Consider the following 20,863-nt stretch of genomic DNA (forward strand, 5'->3'; position numbering starts at 1 on the left):
CTGGTGACCGGGCACGGGGTGCGGTCGCTGGTGCTGGTGTCGCGGCAGGGCCCGGCCGCGCCGGGCGCGGACGCGCTGGTCGAGCGGTTGTCCGGCTTGGGTGCGTCGGTGTCGGTGGTGGCGTGTGACGTGACCGATCGCGATCAGGTCGCGCGTCTGGTGGCGGGTGTGCCGGGCCGGTTGGCCGGCGTGGTCCACACCGCGGGTGTGCTGGACGACGGGGTGGTGTCGTCGATCAGCGCGGAGCGGTTGGCGAACGTGCTCGCGCCGAAGGTCACGGCGGCGTGGTGGCTGCACGAGGCCACCCGGCATCTCGATCTGGACCTGTTCGTGTTGTTCTCCTCCGTCGCCGGGGTGCTCGGCTCGCCGGGCCAGGCCGCCTACGCGGCGGGCAACGCGTTCCTCGACGGGTTGGCGGCGTGGCGTCGGCACGAGGGTCTGCCGGCGGTGTCGTTGGCGTGGGGCATGTGGGACACCGCCGGGATGGCGGCGTCGTTGTCGGCGGGGGACCGGCAGCGGTCGGCGCGGGCCGGCTTGACGCCGATGAGCGTGCAGACCGGTCTGGACCTGTTCGACGCCGCGCTCGCCACCGGTCGACCGCAGCTCGTGCCCACCGTGATCGACGTGCCGGCGCTGCGCGCGGCGACCGCCGGCGCACCCGTACCGGCGATGCTGGCCACGCTCGTCGGCCGCCCCGCCGGCCGGCGCCTCGCCGGGGCCGGTGGCTGGGCCGACCGGCTCGCCCGACTCACCGACGACGAGGCCCGCGCCGAGGTGGACCTGTTGGTCCGGGGCCTGGTCGCGCAGGTGCTCGGCCACGCCGGGGCCGGCACGGTGCCGGCCGACCGGGCGTTCCAGGAACTCGGCTTCGACTCGCTGACCGCGGTGGACCTGCGCAACCGGGTCAACGCGGCCACCGGGCTGCGGCTGCCGTCCACGCTGGTGTTCGACTACCCGACGCCGGCCGCGCTCGCCGGACAGGTGTGGTCCGAGCTGGCCGGAAGCCGGCCGGACCCGGCAACCGCGCGGGCCGCCGTCCCGACCGGTCTGGACGAGCCGGTGGCGATCGTCGGCATGGCGTGTCGCTATCCCGGCGGGGTGGAGAACCCGGAGCAGCTCTGGGAGCTGCTGGCCGCCGGTGGCGACGGCATCTCCGAGTTCCCGGCCGACCGGGGCTGGGACCTCGCGTCGCTGTTCGACAGCGACCCGGACCGCAGCGGCACGTCGTACGCGACGCAGGGCGGCTTCCTCTACGACGCCGCCGACTTCGACCCCGGCTTCTTCGGCATCTCGCCGCGGGAGGCCCTGGCGATGGATCCGCAGCAGCGGCTGCTGCTGGAGACGTCGTGGGAGGCGTTCGAGTCGGCCGGGGTGGACCCGGTGGCGCTGCGTGGCTCGCGGACCGGGGTGTTCGCCGGGGTGATGTACCACGACTACGCCACGCGGCTGGTGGAACTGCCGGCCGAGGTCGAGGGCTACGTGGGCGTCGGCACGTCCGGCAGCGTGCTGTCCGGCCGGGTGGCGTACTCGTTCGGGCTGGAGGGCCCCGCGGTCACCGTGGACACCGCGTGTTCGTCGTCGCTGGTGGCGTTGCACCTGGCGGTGCAGGCGTTGCGGTCCGGGGAGTGTGACCTGGCGCTGGCCGGTGGTGTGACGGTGATGGCGACGCCGGGCACGTTCATCGAGTTCTCCCGGCAGCGGGGCCTGTCGGCGGACGGCCGCTGCAAGTCGTTCGCCGCGTCCGCCGACGGCACTGGCTGGGGCGAAGGTTCCGGCGTGCTGCTGGTGCAGCGGCTCTCCGACGCGCGTCGTGAGGGTCGGCGGATTCTGGCGGTGGTGCGGGGCAGCGCGGTGAATCAGGACGGCGCGTCGAACGGGTTGACCGCGCCGAACGGTCCGTCGCAGCAGCGGGTGATCCGGCAGGCCCTGGCCAATGCGCGGTTGACCACGTCGGACGTGGACGCGGTGGAGGCGCACGGCACGGGCACCACGTTGGGTGATCCGATCGAGGCGCAGGCGCTGCTGGCCACGTACGGGCAGGACCGCGAGACGCCGCTGCTGCTCGGGTCGGTCAAGTCGAACCTGGGGCACACGCAGGCGGCGGCCGGGGTCGCCGGGATCATCAAGATGGTCCTCGCGATGCGGCACGGGATCGTGCCGCCGACGTTGCACGTGGACGAGCCGTCGCCGCACGTCGAGTGGACGGCCGGGGCGATCACCCTGGCCACCGCCGCGACGCCGTGGCCCGACCGGGATCGGCCCCGCCGCGCGGCGGTGTCGTCGTTCGGGATCTCCGGCACCAACGCCCACGTCATCCTGGAGCAGCCCACCGACGTCGTCGAGTCGACGGGCGCTGGTGAGTCGGCCGGTGGGCCGGTGCCGGTGTTGCTGTCGGCGCGTACCGATGCGGCGCTCGCCGCGCAGGCCGGCCGTTGGGCGGCCTGGTTGGCCGGTGACGAGACGCTCCGTCCGGTCGACGTCGGATGGTCGTCCGTCACCACCCGTACCCCGTTGGAGCAGCGCGCCGTGCTCGCCGCCGCCGACCGGGACGGTCTGCTGGCCGGGCTGCGGGCGTTGGCGGCCGGTGGGCCGTCGGGTGCGGTGGTCGTCGGTGGTCGGGAGCAGCGGGGCCGGGTGGCGGTGCTGTTCTCGGGGCAGGGTGCGCAGCGTGCCGGCATGGGTCGGGAGTTGGTCGAGGCGTTTCCGGTGTTCGCGTCCGCGTTGGATGAGGTGTGCGCGGCACTCGATCCGTTGCTGCCGCAGCCGTTGCGGCCGGTGTTGTTCGGTGACGGCGATCTGTTGGATCAGACGCGGTTCACGCAGGCGGGTCTGTTCGCGGTCGAGGTGGCGTTGTTCCGGCTCGTCGAGTCGTTCGGGGTGATTCCGGACTTCGTGGGTGGGCACTCGATCGGTGAGGTGACCGCCGCGTACGTGGCGGGTGTGTTGTCGCTGCCGGACGCGTGTGCGCTGGTGGCGGCGCGGGGTCGGCTGATGCAGGCGTTGCCGGCCGGCGGTGGGATGCTGGCGGTGGCCGCCCCCGAGGCCGAGGTGGCCGCGTCGATCGCGGACCACTCGGAGGTCGGGATCGCGGCGGTCAACGGACCGACGGCGGTCGTGGTGTCCGGACCGCTCGACGCGCTCGACGCGCTCACGCGCCACTGGCAGGAGCGCGGCGTACGCACCCGACGGCTGACCGTCAGCCACGCGTTCCACAGCCCGCTGATGGAGCCCATGCTGGCCGAGTTCCGCTCGGTCCTCGACGGGTTGACGTTCGCCGCGCCGCTGCTGCCGGTCGTGTCCAACGTGACGGGCGCGCTGGCGGCCGACGACGAGCTGCGCACGCCCGACTACTGGGTGCGGCACGTGCGGGAGGCGGTGCGGTTCGCCGACGGCGTGACCGCGCTGCGCGCCGCCGGGGCGGACACGTACCTGGAGATCGGCCCGCGCAGCGTGCTCACCGCGCTGATCCCCGACCAGACCGACGGCGTACGGGCGGTCGCCGCCCAGCGCCACGACCGCGACGAGCGGGACGCGCTGCTGGCCGCGCTGGCCGAACTGCACGTGCACGGGGTGCCCGTCGACTGGACGCCCTGGTTCGCCGGCACCGGCGCGAACCGCGTCGACCTCCCCACGTACGCGTTCCAACGGCAACGGTTCTGGCCCGACACGCCCGCCCGCACCGACGGGCCGGACGCCGAGTTCTGGGCCGCCGTCGAGCACGGCGACCCGGCCGCGCTCGCCGCGCACCTCGGCGACGACACCGCCGCCGACGCGCTCAGCGCCGCGCTGCCGGTCCTGGCCGACTGGCGTCGGGCGCGGACCCGGGGCGCCGGCTCGGCGTACCGGATCGGGTGGGAGCCGGTGCGCCCCGCCGCCGCGTCCGGACTGACCGGCCGGTGGCTGGTCACCACCGTTGGTGGCGGGGCCGACGCGGGCGTCGCGAAGACGCTCGCCGCGGCCGGCGCCCAGGTGGACACGCTCACCGTCCCCGCCGGCATCGACCGGCCCGAACTGGGGGAGCGGCTACGGCGGCTCGGCGACCAGGGCTGGACCGGCGTGCTCTGCGTCCTGCCCCGCCAGGACCGGCCGACTCCCGACGAGCCGGCCGTCCCGGCCGGCACCGCCGCGCTGCTCACGCTCGTCCAGGCGCTCACCGACACCGGCCTGCCCGGCCGGGTGTGGGCGCTCAGCCGGGCCGCGCTGCCCGTGACCTCCGGCGACCGGGGCGGCGACGTCCGCGCCGCAGCCGCCTGGGGCCTCGGCCGGGTCGTGGCGCTGGAACGGCCCGACCGGTGGGGTGGCCTGATCGACCTGCCCGGCCGCGCCGACCGCACCACCCGCGCCGCGCTCGTCGCGGTGCTCGCCGACGGCCGCCACGACCAGGTGGCCGTACGCCGCACCGGCGTCCTCGCCCGACGCCTCCTCCCGGCGGCGCCACCGGTCGGCGGCGGCTGGCAGCCGCGCGGCACCGTGCTGGTCACCGGCGGCACCGGCGCGCTCGGCCGGCACGTGGCCCGGTGGCTGCTGGCCAACGGCGCCGACGAGGTGGTGCTGGCCTCCCGGCGCGGCCCGGACGCCCCGGGCGCCGCCGACCTGGCCGCCACGCTCGGCGCGGTACGGGTGGTCGCCTGCGACGTCAGCGACCCGGTCGCCGTCACCGACCTGGTCGACGACCTGCCGGAACTGACCGCCGTCGTGCACACCGCCGGCATCACCGGCGACCCCGCCGCCGTGACCGACCTGACCACCGACGCGCTGGCCGGCACGCTGTCCGGCAAGGCGCTCGGCGCGATCCACCTGGACGCCGCCTGCCAGGGCCGCGACCTGGACGCGTTCGTGGTGTTCTCCTCCGTCGCCGGCGTGTGGGGCGGCGGCGGGCAGGCCGGCTACGCCGCCGGCAACGCCCTGCTCGACGCGCTGGTCGCGGCCCGGCGCGCCGCCGGCCGGCCGGCCACCGCGCTCGCCTACGGGCCGTGGGCCGCCGACGGTATGGCCGCCGGGGAGACCGCGGACGGGCTGCGCCGACGCGGCCTCGACCCGCTGCCGCCCGCCGCCGCCGTCGCCGCGCTGGGCCGCTGGGTCAACGCCCCCGAGCCGGCCCCGGTGATCGCCGGCGTGGACTGGTCCCGGTTCGTGGCCGCGTACACCGCGGCGCGGCCCAGCCACCTGTTCGACCGGGTCGCCCCGACCGTCGCCGTCGACCGGACGCAACCGGAAACCGCCGACGGTGGGCTCCGCGCCCGGCTGGCCACGCTGCCGGCCGCCGGGCAGGAGACGCTCCTGCTCGACCTGGTACGCGCCGAGGCCGCCGCGGTGCTCGGGCACACCTCCACCGACCAGGTGCCCGCCGGTCGGGCGTTCCGCGAACTCGGCTTCGACTCGCTGGCCGCCGTGCAACTGCGCGACCGGCTGGGCCGGGCCACCGGCGCCACGCTGCCCTCGACAGTGGTCTTCGACCACCCGTCGGCGGCCGAGCTGGCGCGCTTCCTGCGTAGCGAGATGGTGGCCGGCGCGGACGCCCCGGCCGAGGCCACCCGGGTGATCCGGCCGGCCGCCGACGAACCGATCGCCATCGTCTCGATGGCCTGCCGCTTCCCCGGCGGGGTGTCCTCCCCGCAGGAGCTGTGGCGGCTGCTCGCCGACGGCGGGGACGCGGTCACGCCGATGCCCACCGACCGGGGCTGGGACCTCGACGGCCTGTTCGACAGCGACCCGGAACGCGTCGGGACCAGCTACACCCGCAGCGGCGGCTTCCTGGCCGACGTGGCCGGCTTCGACGCCGCGTTCTTCGGCATCAACCCGCGCGAGGCGCTCGCCATGGACCCGCAGCAGCGGCTGCTGCTGCACACCACCTGGGAGGCGTTCGAGCACGCCGGCCTCGACCCGCAGCGGGTACGCGGCTCCGCCACCGGCGTGTTCATGGGCACCAACGGGCAGGACTACGCCACGTTGCTGCTCGGCGCCCGGTCCGAGGTGGAGGGCTACCAGGCCACCGGCAACGGCGCGTCAGTGGTCTCCGGCCGGCTGGCGTACGCGTTCGGCCTGCACGGACCCGCCGTCACCGTCGACACGGCCTGCTCGTCGTCGCTGGTGGCGCTGCACCTGGCCGCGCAGGCACTGCGCTCCGGCGAGTGCGACCTGGCGCTGGCCGGCGGCGTCACCGTGATGTCCACGCCCGGCGCGTTCCTGGAGTTCTCCCGGCAGCGTGGGCTCGCCGAGGACGGCCGGGTCAAGGCGTTCGCCGCCGCCGCGGACGGCACCGGCTGGGGCGAGGGCGTCGGCGTGCTGCTGCTGCAACGCCTCTCCGACGCGGAACGCGACGGCCGGCGGATCCTCGCCGTGGTCCGCGGCAGCGCTGTCAACCAGGACGGCGCGTCCAACGGGCTGACCGCCCCGAACGGGCCGGCCCAGCAGCGCGTCATCCGGGCCGCCCTGGCGAACGCCGGCCTGGCCCCGGCCGACATCGACGCGATCGAGGCGCACGGCACCGGCACCACGCTCGGCGACCCGATCGAGGCGCAGGCGCTCGCCGCCGCGTACGGGCCGGACCGGCCGGCCGACCGGCCGCTCTGGCTCGGCTCGGTCAAGTCGAACCTGGGCCACACCCAGGCCGCCGCCGGCGCGGCCAGCCTGATCAAGATGGTGCTGGCGCTGCGCCACGCGACGCTCCCGGCCACGCTGCACGTCGACGCGCCCACCCCGCACGTGGACTGGGCGTCCGGCCCGCTGGCGCTGCTCACCGAGGCCCGCCCGTGGACGCCCGGTGACGCGCCGCGCCGGGCCGGCGTCTCGTCGTTCGGCATCAGCGGCACCAACGCCCACGTGATCCTGGAGGAGGCGCCGACCACCGGCGCCGCCGACGACCGCCCCGCCACCGGCGACACCGGGTCGGGGCGGGTGGACGTGGCGCTGCCCTGGCCGGTCAGCGCCGCGACCGGCGCCGGCCTGCGGGAGCAGGCCGACCGGCTGGCCCGGCGCCTCACCGACCCGACCGACCCGCTGTTCGCGGCCCATCCGGGCACGACCGCGTGGGCGCTGGTGGAGGGCCGGGCGCACCTGGCCCACCGGGCCGTGGTGGTCGCCGCCGACCCGGCGACCCGGCTGGCCGCGCTGACCGCGCTCGCCGCCGGCGACACCCACCCGGCGCTCGTCCCGGCCGCGCCGGCACGGACCGGCCGGACCGCGATCCTCTTCTCCGGGCAGGGCGCGCAACGCGCCGGCATGGGCCGGGAGCTGTACGCGGCGTTCGGAGTGTTCGCCGCCGCGCTGGACGAGGTGTGCGCGCACCTCGACCCGCTGCTGCCGCAGCCGCTCAAGCCGGTGCTGTTCGACGACGGCGACCTGCTGGACCAGACCCGGTTCACCCAGGCCGGCCTGTTCGCGGTCGAGGTGGCGCTGTTCCGCCTCGTCGAGTCGTTCGGGATCGTGCCGGACGCCGTCGGTGGCCACTCGGTCGGCGAGATCGTCGCCGCCCACGTGGCGGGTGTGCTGTCCCTGACCGACGCGTGCACGCTCGTCGCCGCGCGCGGCCGGCTCATGCAGGCGCTGCCGGCCGGCGGCGGGATGCTGGCGGTCGCCGCCCCCGAGGCCGAGGTGGCCACGTCGGTCGCCGGGCACCCGGAGGTCGGGATCGCGGCGGTCAACGGCCCGTCGTCGGTGGTGGTGTCCGGCCCGACCGACGCGCTGGACGGGATCGAGCGCGCCTGGCGCGACCGGGGCGTCCGCACCCGCCGGCTCACCGTGAGCCACGCGTTCCACAGCCCGCTGATGGCGCCCATGCTGGCCGAGTTCCGGACCGTGCTCGACGGGGTGAGCTTCGCCGCGCCGCTGCTGCCGGTGGTGTCCAACCTGACCGGCGCGCTCGCCGCCGGCGACGACCTGCGCACGCCGGACTACTGGGTACGGCACGTGCGCGAGGCGGTCCGGTACGCCGACGGGATCGCCGCGCTGCGCGACACCGGCGTGGACACGTTCCTGGAACTCGGGCCCGCCGCGGTGCTGACCCCGATGAACGCCGACCTGCTGCCCGACGACACCAGCGCGGTCGCCGCGCTGCGTGCCGGCGTACCGGAGGTCACCAGCCTGCTCACCGCGGTCGCCACCGGCTACGCGGCCGGGCGGGACCCGCACTGGCCGGCGCTGCTGACGCCGCTGGCCGGCCCCCGCCCCGCCGTCCGGGACCTGCCCGAGCTGCCCACGTACGCGTTCCAGCCGCAGCGGTACTGGCCCACGTTGAGCACCCCCGTCGGCGGCGCGGCGGCGGACGACGGCGAGTTCTGGCGGGCGGTCGGCGACGGCGACCTCGACCGGCTCGGCATCGACACCGGGCAGCCGCTGCGCGACGTGCTGCCACAGCTCGACGCGTGGCGACGCCGGCGCCGCCAGGACGGCGTGCTGGCCGGCTGGCGCTACCGGGTCGCCTGGCACCGGCGCGCGTTGACCGGCGGCGAGCCGGGCCGCTGGCTGCTGGTCGCGCCGCCACGCGAGACCGCCGACACGGTCGCCGACGCGCTGCGGGCCGGCGGCGCCGACGTACGGCTGCTCACCGTCGACCCGGCCACCGCGGACCGGGACGGCCTCGCCGACGCCCTGGCCCGGGCCGAGGCCGACCACCGGCCCACCGCGCTGCTGTCGCTGCTCGCGCTCGACGAGGCCCCGCACCCCGGGCAGGACGCCCTGCCGGCCGGGCTCGCGGCCAACCTGCTGCTGCTCCAGGCGCACGTCGCCCGCGACGGCGGCGCACCGCTGTGGCTCGCCACCGCCGGGGCCGCCGCCACCGACGGCGAACCCGCCACCCGGCCGTGGCAGGCCACCAGCTGGGGCCTCGGCCTGGCTGCCGCGCTGGAACACCCCCGGCACGTCGGCGGGCTCGTCGACCTGCCCGGCACGGTGACCGCCGAGGCCGCCGCCGGACTGCTGGCCGCGCTGACCAACCGGGAGGGCGAGGACCAGGTCGCGGTGCGCGGGTCCGGTCCGCTCGTCCGCCGGCTGGTCCGGGCCACCGGCCCGGGCACGGGTACGGGCGGCGGCTGGACGCCGCAGGGCAGCGTCCTGCTCACCGGCGGCGTCGGACCGGTCGCCCGGCACACCACCGCCTGGCTCGACGGGGCCGGGGCGTCGGTGGTGCCGCTGGACGAGACGGCCGGCGGCAAGCTGGCCGACCGGATGGCGCAGCTCGCCGCCGACGGGCGGCCGGTGACCGGGCTGGTGCACGTGCCGGCCGACACCGGCACCGCGCCACTTGTCGACCTCACCCTGGCCGACCTCGCCGCCGACCTGACCGCCACCGTCGGCGACCTGCCCCGGTACGCCGACGAGGTGGAACAGCGCGCGCTCGGCGCGCTGGTGGTCTGCTCGTCCACCTCCGGCGTGTGGGGCTCCGGCGGGCGCTACGGGCAGGCGGCCGGCGACGCGCTGCTGCACGTCCTCGCCGCCGGTTGGCAGCACGCCGGGCTGCCGGTGACGTCGGTGGCGTTCGGTCCCTGGGCGGACGGCCTCACCGACACCGACCTGGCGCACCTGGGCCGCAGCGGCCTGCCCGGCATGGACCCGGAGCTGGCCGTCGCCGCGCTCCGTCAGGCGGTCGTCGACGGCGACCGGCTCGTCGTCGCCGACGTGCGGTGGGACCGGTTCGTGCCGGCCGTCGCGGCGGTCCGGGACCGGCCGCTCTTCGCCGACCTGCCCGAGGCCGCCGAGGCGCTGCACGGCCTGCACGCCGAGCAGCCCGCGGACGAGGCCGCCGCGGCGGCGCTGCGGGACCGGCTGCGCCCGCTCGGCGACGCGGAGCGCGACGCGATCCTGGTCGACCTCGTCGCCGGCCAGGCCGCGGCGGTGCTCGGTCTCCCGGACGCCGCCGACCTCGGCCCCGGCCGGGCGTTCCGCGAGGTCGGATTCGACTCGATGACCGCGGTCGAACTGCGGAACCGGCTGCGCGCCGCGACCGGGGCCACGCTGCCAGGCAGTGTGGTCTTCGACTACCCGACCCCGCTGGCGCTCGCCCGGCACCTGCGGACGCTGCTGGCGCCCGACGGCGCCGCCACCACCACCGGCCTGCTCGCCGAACTGGAGAAGGTGGACGACCTGTTCACCGCCGGCACGCCGGACCCGCTCACCCGGCAGAAGCTGCTGGTGCAGATGCAGGCGTTCATCGCCCGCTGGGGCGACGAGCGCGCGGGAACGCCGGAAGCGCCGGTGACCGACACGCTCGGCGCGGCCAGTGACGCCGAACTGTTCGATTTCATCCATCGCGAGCTGGGCGGGCCGGGCGGCGAATTCTGAACGAATTCGCGCGCCATTGTGAGGGATCCGGCCCCGCCGGTCGCGAGGGCTTGGCGGGCGCCGCCGCGACCGGTCCGGCCGGACCGGTCGCGGCGGCGTACCGGCCCAGCCTGCGCACCTCGCGGCGGCGTCCCTGCTAGGGGCGGCCCTAGGGGCGGGCTAGGGGTTGTGACGCGTCTGGCCAGGCAATTACCTTCCTCACCGTAAGTGAGACCTGGTGGGCGCTGGTCAACGCAATTCGTGATCGCGCCGAACGGTATTGGGTCGCCTGTTGTTCCGGCCCGAAAAGGTGGCGCTGATGGCGACTGAGGACACCCTCCGGGAATATCTGAAATGGATGACCGCCGACCTGCACCAGACCCGGCGGAAGCTCGGCGAGTTGGAGGCCGCGAACCGCGAGCCCATCGCCGTCGTCGGCATCGGTTGCCGGTTCCCCGGCGGGGTGCGCTCCCCGGAGGACCTGTGGCGGCTGGTCGACAGCGGCACCGACGCGGTCTCGGCGTTCCCCACCGACCGTGGTTGGGACCTGGAGCGGCTCATCCACCCGGACCCCGACCACCCCGGCACCTCCTACGTCGGTGAGGGCGGCTTCCTGGACTCGGCCACCGAGTTCGACGCCGGCTTCTTCGGTATCTCGCCCCGCGAGGCGCTGGGCATGGACCCGCAGCAGCGGCTGCTGCTGGAGACGTCGTGGGAGGCGTTCGAGCACGCCGGCATCGACCCGGCGACGCTGCGCGGCCACCAGGTCGGCGTGTTCGCCAGCACCACCGGTCAGGACTACGCGGCGCTGCTCCAGACACCCCCGCCCGGCGTCGAGGGGTACGTGCTCACCGGCACCGCCGCCAGCGTCGTCTCCGGCCGCATCTCGTACGTGCTCGGCATCGAGGGACCGGCCGTCTCCGTCGACACCGCGTGTTCGTCGTCGCTCGTCGCGATGCACCTCGCCGGCCAGGCGCTGCGGCAGGGCGAGTGCACGCTCGCGCTCGCCGGCGGCGCCACCGTCATGTCCACCCCGGCCGCGTTCGTCGGGTTCAGCCGCCAGCGCGGGCTGGCCGCCGACGGCCGGGTCAAGGCGTTCGCCGCCGCCGCCGACGGGACCGCCTGGGGCGAGGGCGTCGGCGTGCTGCTGCTGGAGCGGCTCTCCGACGCCCGCCGCAACGGCCATCCCGTCCTCGCCGTGATCCGGGGCAGCGCGGTCAACCAGGACGGCGCGTCCAACGGGCTCACCGCCCCCAACGGCCCCTCACAGCAGCGGGTGGTGCTCCAGGCGCTGGCCAGCGCCCGACTCGCCCCGGAGCAGGTCGACGCCGTCGAGGCGCACGGCACCGGCACCAACCTCGGCGACCCGATCGAGGCCACCGCGCTGCTCGCCACGTACGGGCAGGGCCGACCGGCCGACCGGCCGCTGCGGCTCGGGTCGGTGAAGTCGAACATCGGCCACACCCAGGCCGCCGCCGGCGTCGCCGGTGTGATCAAGATGGTCATGGCGCTGCGGCACGACCGGCTGCCCGCCACGCTGCACGTGGACGCGCCCACCCCGCACGTCGACTGGTCCGCCGGCGCGGTGTCGCTGCTGAGCGAGCCGCTGCCCTGGCCGCCGGGGGAGCAGCCCCGCCGGGCCGGCGTCTCCTCGTTCGGGATGAGCGGCACCAACGCCCACGTGATCGTCGAGGAGGCCCCACCGCCGCCGGAGCCGGCCGCCGCCACCCCGGCGACCCCGGACGCCGGCGCCGCCACCACGTCGAGCGCCGCCACCTCGCCGGCTGCCGCCACGCCGCCCGCCGCCGGCACCTCCACGGACGCCGCGCCGGTGACCGGTCCGGCGCCGGTGGTGGCCGCCGGCCTGGTGCCGGTGCTGCTCTCCGGGCGCGACGCCGCCGGGCTGGCCGCCCAGGCCGCCCGCTGGGCCGACTGGCTCGCCACCGACGACGCCCCCGTCACCGACATCGGCTGGTCGTCGGTCACCACCCGGGGCGCGCTCGACCACCGGGCCGTGGTCCTCGCGCCGGACCGCGACGCGCTGCGCGACGCGCTGCGTGCCCTGGCCGCCGGTGACACCGCGTCCGGCCTGGTCACCGGCGCCGGCCCGCGCGGCGGGCAGGTGGCGTTCCTGTTCAGCGGGCAGGGCGCGCAGCGCGCCGGGATGGGCCGGGAACTGGCCGCCGCGTTCCCCGCCTACGCCGACGGGCTCACCGAGGTCTGCCGCGAACTCGACAGGCACCTGCCCCGCCCGCTCGGGCCGATCCTCGCCGCCGAGCCGGGCACCGCCGACGCCGCGCTGCTCGACCGGACCGAGTACACCCAGGCCGCGCTCTTCGCCGTCGAGGTGGCGCTGTGCCGGCTGCTGGACTCGTGGGGCGTACGGCCGGACCTGCTCGCCGGCCACTCCATCGGCGAGGTGGTCGCCGCGCACGTGGCCGGCGTGTTCAGCCTCGCCGACGCCGCCACGCTGGTCGCCGCGCGCGGCCGGCTCATGCAGGAGCTGCCGGCCGGCGGCGCGATGCTCTCCGTGGCCGCCGCGCCCGCCGACGTCGAGGCGCTCCTCACCGACGTGGACGGGCCGGTCGGTGTCGCCGCCGTCAACGGGCCGGCCGCCGTCGTGGTCTCCGGCGCCGCCGACGCGATCGCCGACGTCGAGCGCCGCGCCGCCACCCGGGGCGTACGCACCAAGCGCCTCACCGTCAGCCACGCGTTCCACAGCCCGCTGATGGAGCCGATGCTCGCCGCGTTCGCCGCCGTGGTCGAACGGCTGGAGCGGCACGCGCCGACGCTGCCGATCGTGTCCAACCTGACCGGCGAGCCGGTCGACCCGGACGAGATCCGCACCCCCGGGTACTGGGTGCGGCACGTCCGGGAGACGGTCCGCTTCGCCGACGGCGTGACCCGGCTGCGCGCGCTCGGCGCCGGCACGTTCCTGGAGGTCGGGCCGAGCGGTGTGCTGACCGCGCTGACCCGGGAGGTGACCGGCCCGGACGCCACCGCCGTGGCGCTGCTGCGCCGCGACCGCCCGGAACCGGAGGCTGTGCTCACCGCGCTCGCCGAACTGCACGTCGCCGGCGTCCCGGTCGGCTGGCGGGAGCTGTTCGCCGGCGCCGACCCGCACCGGGTCCGGCTGCCCGGGTACGCGTTCCACCGCCAGCGGTTCTGGCCCGAGCCGCCGGCCGCCGCGCCCGCCGTCGAGGAGGGTGGCGCGGACGCCGAGTTCTGGGCCGCCGTGGAACGCGCCGACGTCGACGCGCTGCGCGACCAGCTCGGCGCCGCCGCCGGCGGTGACCCGGTGGAGACGCTGCGACCCGCGTTGCCGGTGCTCTCCGCGTGGCGTCGCGGCCGGCACGACCGGTCCGTGGTGGACGGCTGGTCGTACCAGGTGCGGTGGCAACCGGTAGCGGTCGCCGAGGGGGACCGGCCGGCGGGCCGCTGGCTGGTGCTGCTGCCCGCGGACGCCGCTCCCGGCTGGGCCGACGAGCTGCCCGCGCTCGTCGACGACGCGATCGTGCTGCGCCTCGGCGCCGACGACCTGGACCGTAAGGCGCTCGCCGACCGGCTGCGCGCCGCGCTCGGTGACGCGCCGGTGGCCGGCGTGCTGCACCTGGTCGCCGGCCAGGACCGGCTGCTGCCCGAGCACCCCGGCGTCAGCGTCGCCGCCGCCACCACGCTGGTGCTGCTCCAGGCGCTGACCGACCTCGACCTTCCCGCGCCCGTCTGGTGCCTGACCAGCGGCGCGGTCAAGGCCGGACCCGCCGACCGGCTCACCGACCCGGTGCAGAACCTGGTCTGGGGCCTCGGCCGGGCCGCCGCCGTGGAACAGCCGCACCGGTGGGGCGGCCTGATCGACCTGCCGGCCACGCCCGACGACGCGGTCCGCCGCCGTCTCGCCGCCGTGCTCGCCGGCGGCAGCGGCGAGGACCAGGTCGCGGTCCGCGCCGGCGGCGTCTGGGGCCGGCGGCTCGTCCCCGCCCCCGCACCGGAGCAGCCGACCGGCGACCGCTGGACCGACGCGACCGTCCTGGTCACCGGCGGCACCGGCGCGCTCGGCGGCCACGTCACCCGCTGGCTGCTGGAGCGCGGCGCCCGGCGGGTCGTGCTGGCCGGCCGGCGCGGCGCCGACACCCCCGGCCTGGCCCCGCTGCTCGCCGAGCACGGCGCCGACGGCCGGGTCACCGCCGCCGCCTGCGACATGACCGACCGTACGGCGGTCGCCGCGCTGCTCGACTCGCTGCCCGACCTGAGCGCGGTGGTGCACGCCGCCGGCACCGACCAGCTCACCCCGCTGACCGGCACCACGCTCGACGAGTTCGCGCACGTCGTCGCCGGCAAGGTGCTCGGCGCGCTGCACCTCGACGAGTGCCTCGCCGACCGGCCGCTTGCCGCGTTCCTGCTCTTCTCCTCCGTCTCCGGCACCTGGGGCAGCGCCGGCCAGTGCGCGTACGGCGCGGGCAACTCGCTGCTCGACGCGCTCGCCGTGCACCGCCGCGACCGGGGGCTCACCGCCACCGCCGTCGCGTGGACCGCGTGGGGCGGCGCCGACGGCATGGCCGCGAAGAACACCGCCACCGAGCAGCTGCACCGGATGGGTCTGCCCACCATCGACCCGGCGCGGGCCCTGGTGGCGCTGGACCGGGCGCTGGACCGGCCCGCCGCCGGCGTCACGGTCGCCGACGTCGACTGGAGCCGCTTCCACCCGGCGTTCACGCTCACCCGGCCCAGCCCGTTGCTGTCCGAACTGCCGCAGGTCCGCGCGTTGACCGAGGCCGAGGCGGCGCGGGACGCCGCCGCGCCGGCCGGCGTCACCGAGGCGCTGCGCCACCTGGCCGGCCGGCCCGAGGCCGAGCAGGAGCGGGAGCTGCTGCGGCTGGTCGACGAGCAGACCGCCCGGGTCCTCGGCCACGCCACCGCCGACGACCTGCGCGGCCGACCGTTCAAGGACCTCGGCTTCGACTCGCTGACCGCGGTGGACCTGCGGACCCGGCTGAACGAGGCCACCGGCCTACGGCTGCCGTCCACCCTGGTCTTCGACCACCCCACCCCGGCCGAGCTGGCCCGGCACCTGCGGGTCACCGCGTTCGGCGCGGACGCCACCGCGCCGGCCGCGCCGACCGTCACCGCCGGGACGGACGAGCCGATCGTGGTGGTCGGTATGGCCTGCCGTTACCCGGGCGGCGTGGACGGCCCGGAGGAGCTGTGGCGCCTCGTCGCCGACGGCGTCGACGCGATCGGCGGCTTCCCCACCGACCGGGGCTGGGCGGTGCCGGCACCGGACAGCGGCTACACGCCGGCCGGCGGGTTCCTGCCCGAGGCGACCGGTTTCGACCCGGCGTTCTTCGGCATCTCGCCGCGCGAGGCGCTCGCCATGGATCCGCAGCAGCGGCTCACCCTGGAGGCCGCCTGGGAGGTGCTGGAACGGGCCGGCGTGGACCCGACCGGCCTGGCCGGCAGCCGTACCGGCGTGTTCGTCGGCGCGTCCACCTCCGGCTACGGCACCGGGCTGACCGAGGTGCCGGAGGGCACCGAGGGCTACCTGATGACCGGTGGGGCGCACAGCGTCATCTCCGGGCGGGTCGCGTACACGCTCGGGCTCGAAGGGCCGGCGGTCACCGTGGACACCGCCTGCTCGTCGTCGCTTGTCGCGCTGCACCTGGCCGGGGAGTCGCTGCGTCGGGGCGAGTGCGACCTGGCGCTGGCCGGCGGCGTCGCCGTGATGGCCACCCCGGACACGTTCGCCGAGTTCTCCCGCCAGGGCGGGCTGGCCGGCGACGGCCGGTGCAAGTCGTTCGCCGCTGCCGCCGACGGCACCGGCTGGTCCGAGGGCGTCGGCATGCTGCTGGTGGAACGGCTCTCCGACGCCCGCCGGCACGGCCACCGGGTGCTCGCGCTGGTCCGCGGCTCGGCCGTCAACTCCGACGGCGCGTCGAACGGGCTGACCGCGCCGAACGGTCCGTCGCAGCAGCGGGTCATCCGGGCCGCGTTGGCGGACGCGGGACTGTCCACGTCGGACGTGGACGTGGTGGAGGCGCACGGGACCGGCACCACGCTGGGTGACCCGATCGAGGCGCAGGCGTTGCTGGCCACGTACGGCCAGGACCGGGAGCAGGCGCTGCTGCTCGGCTCGATCAAGTCGAACATGGGTCACGCGCAGGCAGCGGCCGGGGTCGCCGGCGTGATCAAGATGATCCTCGCGATGCGCCACGCGACCGTGCCGGCCACGCTGCACGTGGACGAGCCGTCGCCGCACATCGACTGGTCGGCCGGCGCGGTGGAGCTGGTGACCGAGGCGCGGGAGTGGCCGGCGGTGGACCGGCCGCGTCGGGCGGCGGTGTCGTCGTTCGGCATCTCCGGCACCAACGCCCACGTGATCATCGAGGCGCCCGACGCGTACGCGGTCACCGGGCGACCCGACGAGCCCGCGTCGGGGCTGCTCCGGACCGACGCGGTGATCTGGCCGCTGTCCGCCCGCTCGACCGCCGCACTGACCAGCCAGGCGGAACGCCTCGCCCGGCACGTCCGCGCGCACCCGGACCAGCCGCCCGCGGCGGTGGCCTGGTCCCTCGCCACCACCCGCGCCGCGCTCGACCAGCGTGCCGCGGTCGTGGGCACGGACCGCGACGACCTGCTGGCCGGCCTGGACGCCCTCGCCTCGGGCACGCCGGCCGCGAATGTCGTGACCGGCGCCAGCGTGGACCACGATCCGGGTCCGGTGTTCGTGTTTCCGGGTCAGGGTGGTCAGTCGGTGCGGATGGCTGCCGGTCTGGTGGGTCGGTGTGCGCCGTTCGATGTGCGTCTTGCGGAGTGTCAGCGGGCGTTCGCGCCGTTGCTGGACGTGGACCTGGTCTCGGTGTTGACCGGTGACGACGACGCCTGGCTCGACCGGGTCGAGATCTTGCAGCCGGTGTTGTTCGCGGTGGGTGTGTGTCTGGCGGAGGTGTGGCGGGCTGCCGGGGTGGAGCCGTCGGTGGTGATCGGTCATTCGCAGGGTGAGATGGCCGCGGCGTGTGTGGCCGGGGTGCTGTCGCTCGACGACGCGGCGAAGGCCGTCATTCTGCGGGCGCGTTCCCTGTCCAGTCTGGCGGGTTCGGGTGGGATGTTGGCGGTGGATCTGCCCGCCGATGAGGTGCAGGCGCGGATCGAGGGTGTGCCGGGCACGGTGGTGGCGGTGCGCAACGGTCCGGGGCAGGTGGTGGTGTCCGGTCCGCCGGAGACGCTTGCGGAGTTGCGGGAGCGGTGGGTGGTCGAGGGGGTGCGGGCGAAGCCGGTGCCGTTCAACTACGCCTCGCACAACCCGGGTGTGGAGCGGATCCGGGAGCGGATGCTGACCGATCTGGAGGGGCTGGTTCCGCAGCAAGGTCAGGTGCGGATGGTGTCCACGGTGACGGGGGACTGGGCCGACCCTGAGAGCATGGACGGCGGGTACTGGTACACGAACCTGCGCCAGCCGGTGCGGTTCGAGCAGGCGGTGCGCACCGCGTTGGCGGCCGGGCATCGCACGTTCGTGGAGGTCTCGGCGCATCCGGTGCTCACCATGCCGGTGACGGCGATCCTCGACGACACCGACACCACCGGACACACCCTGTCCACGCTGCGCCGTGGCGACGACGATCCGACCCGGCTGCTGACCAGCCTCGCGGTCGCCCACACCATCGGCCTCCCGATCGACCTGACCGCCGTGCTCACCCCCGCCGACCCGGTCGACCTGCCCACCTACCCGTTCGCGCGGGACCGGTACTGGCTGGCGCGCGGCGGCTCCGGCCCGGTCGGGCTGCCCGCCGCCGGACTCGACGCCGTCGACCACCCGCTGCTGCACGCCGTGGCCGACCTGCCCGGCGACGAGGGCCTGCTGTTCACCGGCCGGCTCACCCTGGCCACCCACCCCTGGCTGGCCGATCACGCCGTGCTCGGCACCGTCCTGCTCCCCGGCACCGCACTGGTGGAGCTGGCGTCCTGGAGCGGACGCGCCGTCGACACCGCCCACGTCACCGAACTGGTCCTGGAAGCGCCGCTCGTCGTCCCGCCCACCGGCGGCGTCGACCTGCGGGTCCGCGTCGGCGCCGTCGACGACGACGGCTGCCGGCCGGTCAGCATCCACTCCCACCTCGACGACGACGGCGACACCCCGGCCGCCGGCCGCACCTGGCAGCGGCACGCCACCGGCCTGCTCGCCCCCACCCGCCCGGTCACCGTGGCCGCCGGCGGGGCCTGGCCGCCCGCCGACGCCGAACCGATCCCGCTGGACGCGCTCTACCCGCATCTCACCACGCAGGGTTACGGCTACGGCCCGACGTTCCAGGCGCTGCGCGCCGCCTGGCGCAGCGGCGACGACCTCCTCGCCGAGGTGGCGCTCGACACCGACGCCCCCGCCGACCCGTTCACGCTGCACCCGGCGCTGCTCGACGCCGCGCTGCACACCCTCGGCGCCGACGCGCTGCACCGCGCCACCACGACCGCGCCGGCCGGAGACGCCGCGATCACGCCGACCGCGGCCCCCGGGCTGCCGTTCTCCTGGACCGGGCTCGCGATCCAGCCCACCCGGGCCCGGGAACTGCGGGTTCGGCTCACCCCCACCGACGGCGCGGTCGCCGCCACCGTCACCGACACCGGCGGCGTGCCGGTCGCCTCCCTCGACGCGCTCGTGCTGCGCCCGATCAGCGCCGACCAGCTCGACACCGCCCGCCGCGCGGCCGCCCGGTCGCTGCACCGCCTCGACTGGATCACCCCCGAACCGGGTGACCGCCGCCCGTCCCGCCTCGCCGTGCTCGGCGACGCCGACGAGTGGCCCGGCGTCGAGGCGTACCCGGACCTGGACGGGCTGGTCGCGGCCGTGACCGGTGGCGCGGCCCGGCCCGACGCGGTCGTCGCCACCGTCACCGGGCAGCGCGCCGACGAACCCGACCCGGCCCGTGCCGCGCACCTGCTCACCCACGAGACGCTGGCGCTGGCGCAGGACTGGCTCACCCGCGAACCGCTCGCCGACGTCCCGCTGGTCGTGGTCACCCGCAACGCGGTCCGCGCCGAGTCCGGCGACCGCCCCACCGACCTGCCGGCCGCCGCCGCGTGGGGCCTGATCCGCTCCGCCCAGTCCGAGAACCCGGGCCGGTTCGTGCTGCTCGACCTCGACGACGACCCCCGTTCCCCGGTGGCGCTGCCGGCCGCGCTCGGCACCGGCGAACCGCAGCTCGCGTTGCGCGCCGGCCAGCTCCGGGTACCCCGGCTGGTCCGCCTCGGCCCGCCGCCGGAGCGGCCCGAACCGGAGCTGTCCGCGGGCACCGTGCTGGTCACCGGTGCCACCGGCGCGCTCGGCCGCCTCGTCGCCCGGCACCTGGTCACCCGGCACGGCGTGCCGCGCCTGCTGCTGGCCAGCCGCAGCGGCCCGGACGCGCCCGGCGCGGCCGACCTGGTCGCCGAGCTGACCGCGCTCGGCGCCGCCGCGCAGGTCGTCGCCGTCGACGTCAGCGACCGGGACGCGCTCGCCGTGCTGCTCGACGAGATCCCCGCCGACCGGCCGCTGGTCGGCGTGGTGCACGCCGCCGGCGTCCTCGACGACGGCGTGCTGCCCGCGCTCACGCCGGCCCGGTTCGACACCGTCCTCACGCCCAAGGTGGACGCCGCCTGGCACCTGCACGAACTGACCGAGAAGCTGGACCTCGCCGCGTTCGTGCTGTTCTCCTCCTCCGCCGGCCTGTTCGGCGGGCCCGGCCAGGCCAACCACGCCGCCGCGAACGCCTTCCTCGACGGGCTCGCCCACCACCGCCGGGCGCGTGGCCTCGCCGTCACGTCCATGGCCTGGGGGCCGTGGGCCAACCCGGCCGAGCCCGGCGGGCCGCAGGGCCACGTCGACGAGCAGCGGATGAGCCGGGCCGGCTTCCGGCCGCTCGGCCCGGACGAGGGCATGGCGCTGTTCAGCGAGGGACTGCGCCACGACGAACCGGCGATCGCCCCGGTCAACCTGGACCACGCGGTGCTCGGCCGGCTCGGCCCGGCGCTGCCCCGGCTGCTGCACGGCCTGGTCCGGACCACCGCCGGCGCCGGACCGGCCGCGGCCCCGGCCGGCGACGCGGCGGCGGCGCTGCGCGACACGCTCGCCGCCACCGCCGAGGCGGACCGCGACCGGGTGCTCTCCGACCTGGTCCGTACGCACGCGGCGGCGGTGCTCGGCTACGCCTCGATCCGCGACGTGGACGAGGAGAAGGGCTTCGTCGAGCTGGGCTTCGACTCGCTGACCGCGGTCGAGTTCCGCAACCGGCTCAGCGCCGCCACCGGGCTGCGCCTGCCGTCCACGCTGATCTACGACCGGCCCACCACCGCCGCGATGGTCACGCACCTGCGCGGCGCGCTGCTCGCCGAGCGGAGCACCTCCGCGCTGACCGTGCTCGGTGAGCTGAACAAGCTGGAGACCGCGATGCGTGCCATCGCCGACGACGACACCGACCGCGCCGCCGTCGCCGTCCGGCTGCGCGAACTGCTGTCGCTCTGGACGTACGCCGACGGCGGCGCCGACGACCCCACCGCGGGTGACGGCAACCTCAGCTCCGCCAGCGCCGAGGAACTGTTCCACCTCCTCGACGACGAACTCGGAACCGCCTGAGATGCCCCG

2 protein-coding genes are annotated in these 20,863 nt (G+C 76.5%); both read left to right on the forward strand.

The genetic code is table 11. The features are described from left to right. The first annotated feature begins 18 nt into the window (after positions 1-18). Positions 19-10,278, forward strand: coding sequence for a type I polyketide synthase (locus C8054_RS27570; RefSeq protein WP_233220207.1), 10,260 nt, complete (start codon positions 19-21; stop codon positions 10,276-10,278). Between the two features lie 298 nt (positions 10,279-10,576). Further along, positions 10,577-20,854 (forward strand): type I polyketide synthase, encoded by a 10,278-nt coding sequence (locus C8054_RS27575; protein WP_107161913.1) that lies wholly within the window; start codon positions 10,577-10,579, stop codon positions 20,852-20,854. The last annotated feature ends 9 nt before the right edge of the window (positions 20,855-20,863 follow it).

The sequence above is a fragment of the Micromonospora sp. RP3T genome (assembly GCF_003027925.1).
In the GTDB taxonomy this organism is placed as follows: Bacteria; Actinomycetota; Actinomycetes; order Mycobacteriales; family Micromonosporaceae; genus Micromonospora.

Coding starts and splice junctions, on each gene's coding strand:
- C8054_RS27575 (WP_107161913.1), top strand. CDS start 10,577: ATGGCGACTGAGGACACCCTCCGGGAATATCTGAAATGGATGACCGCC.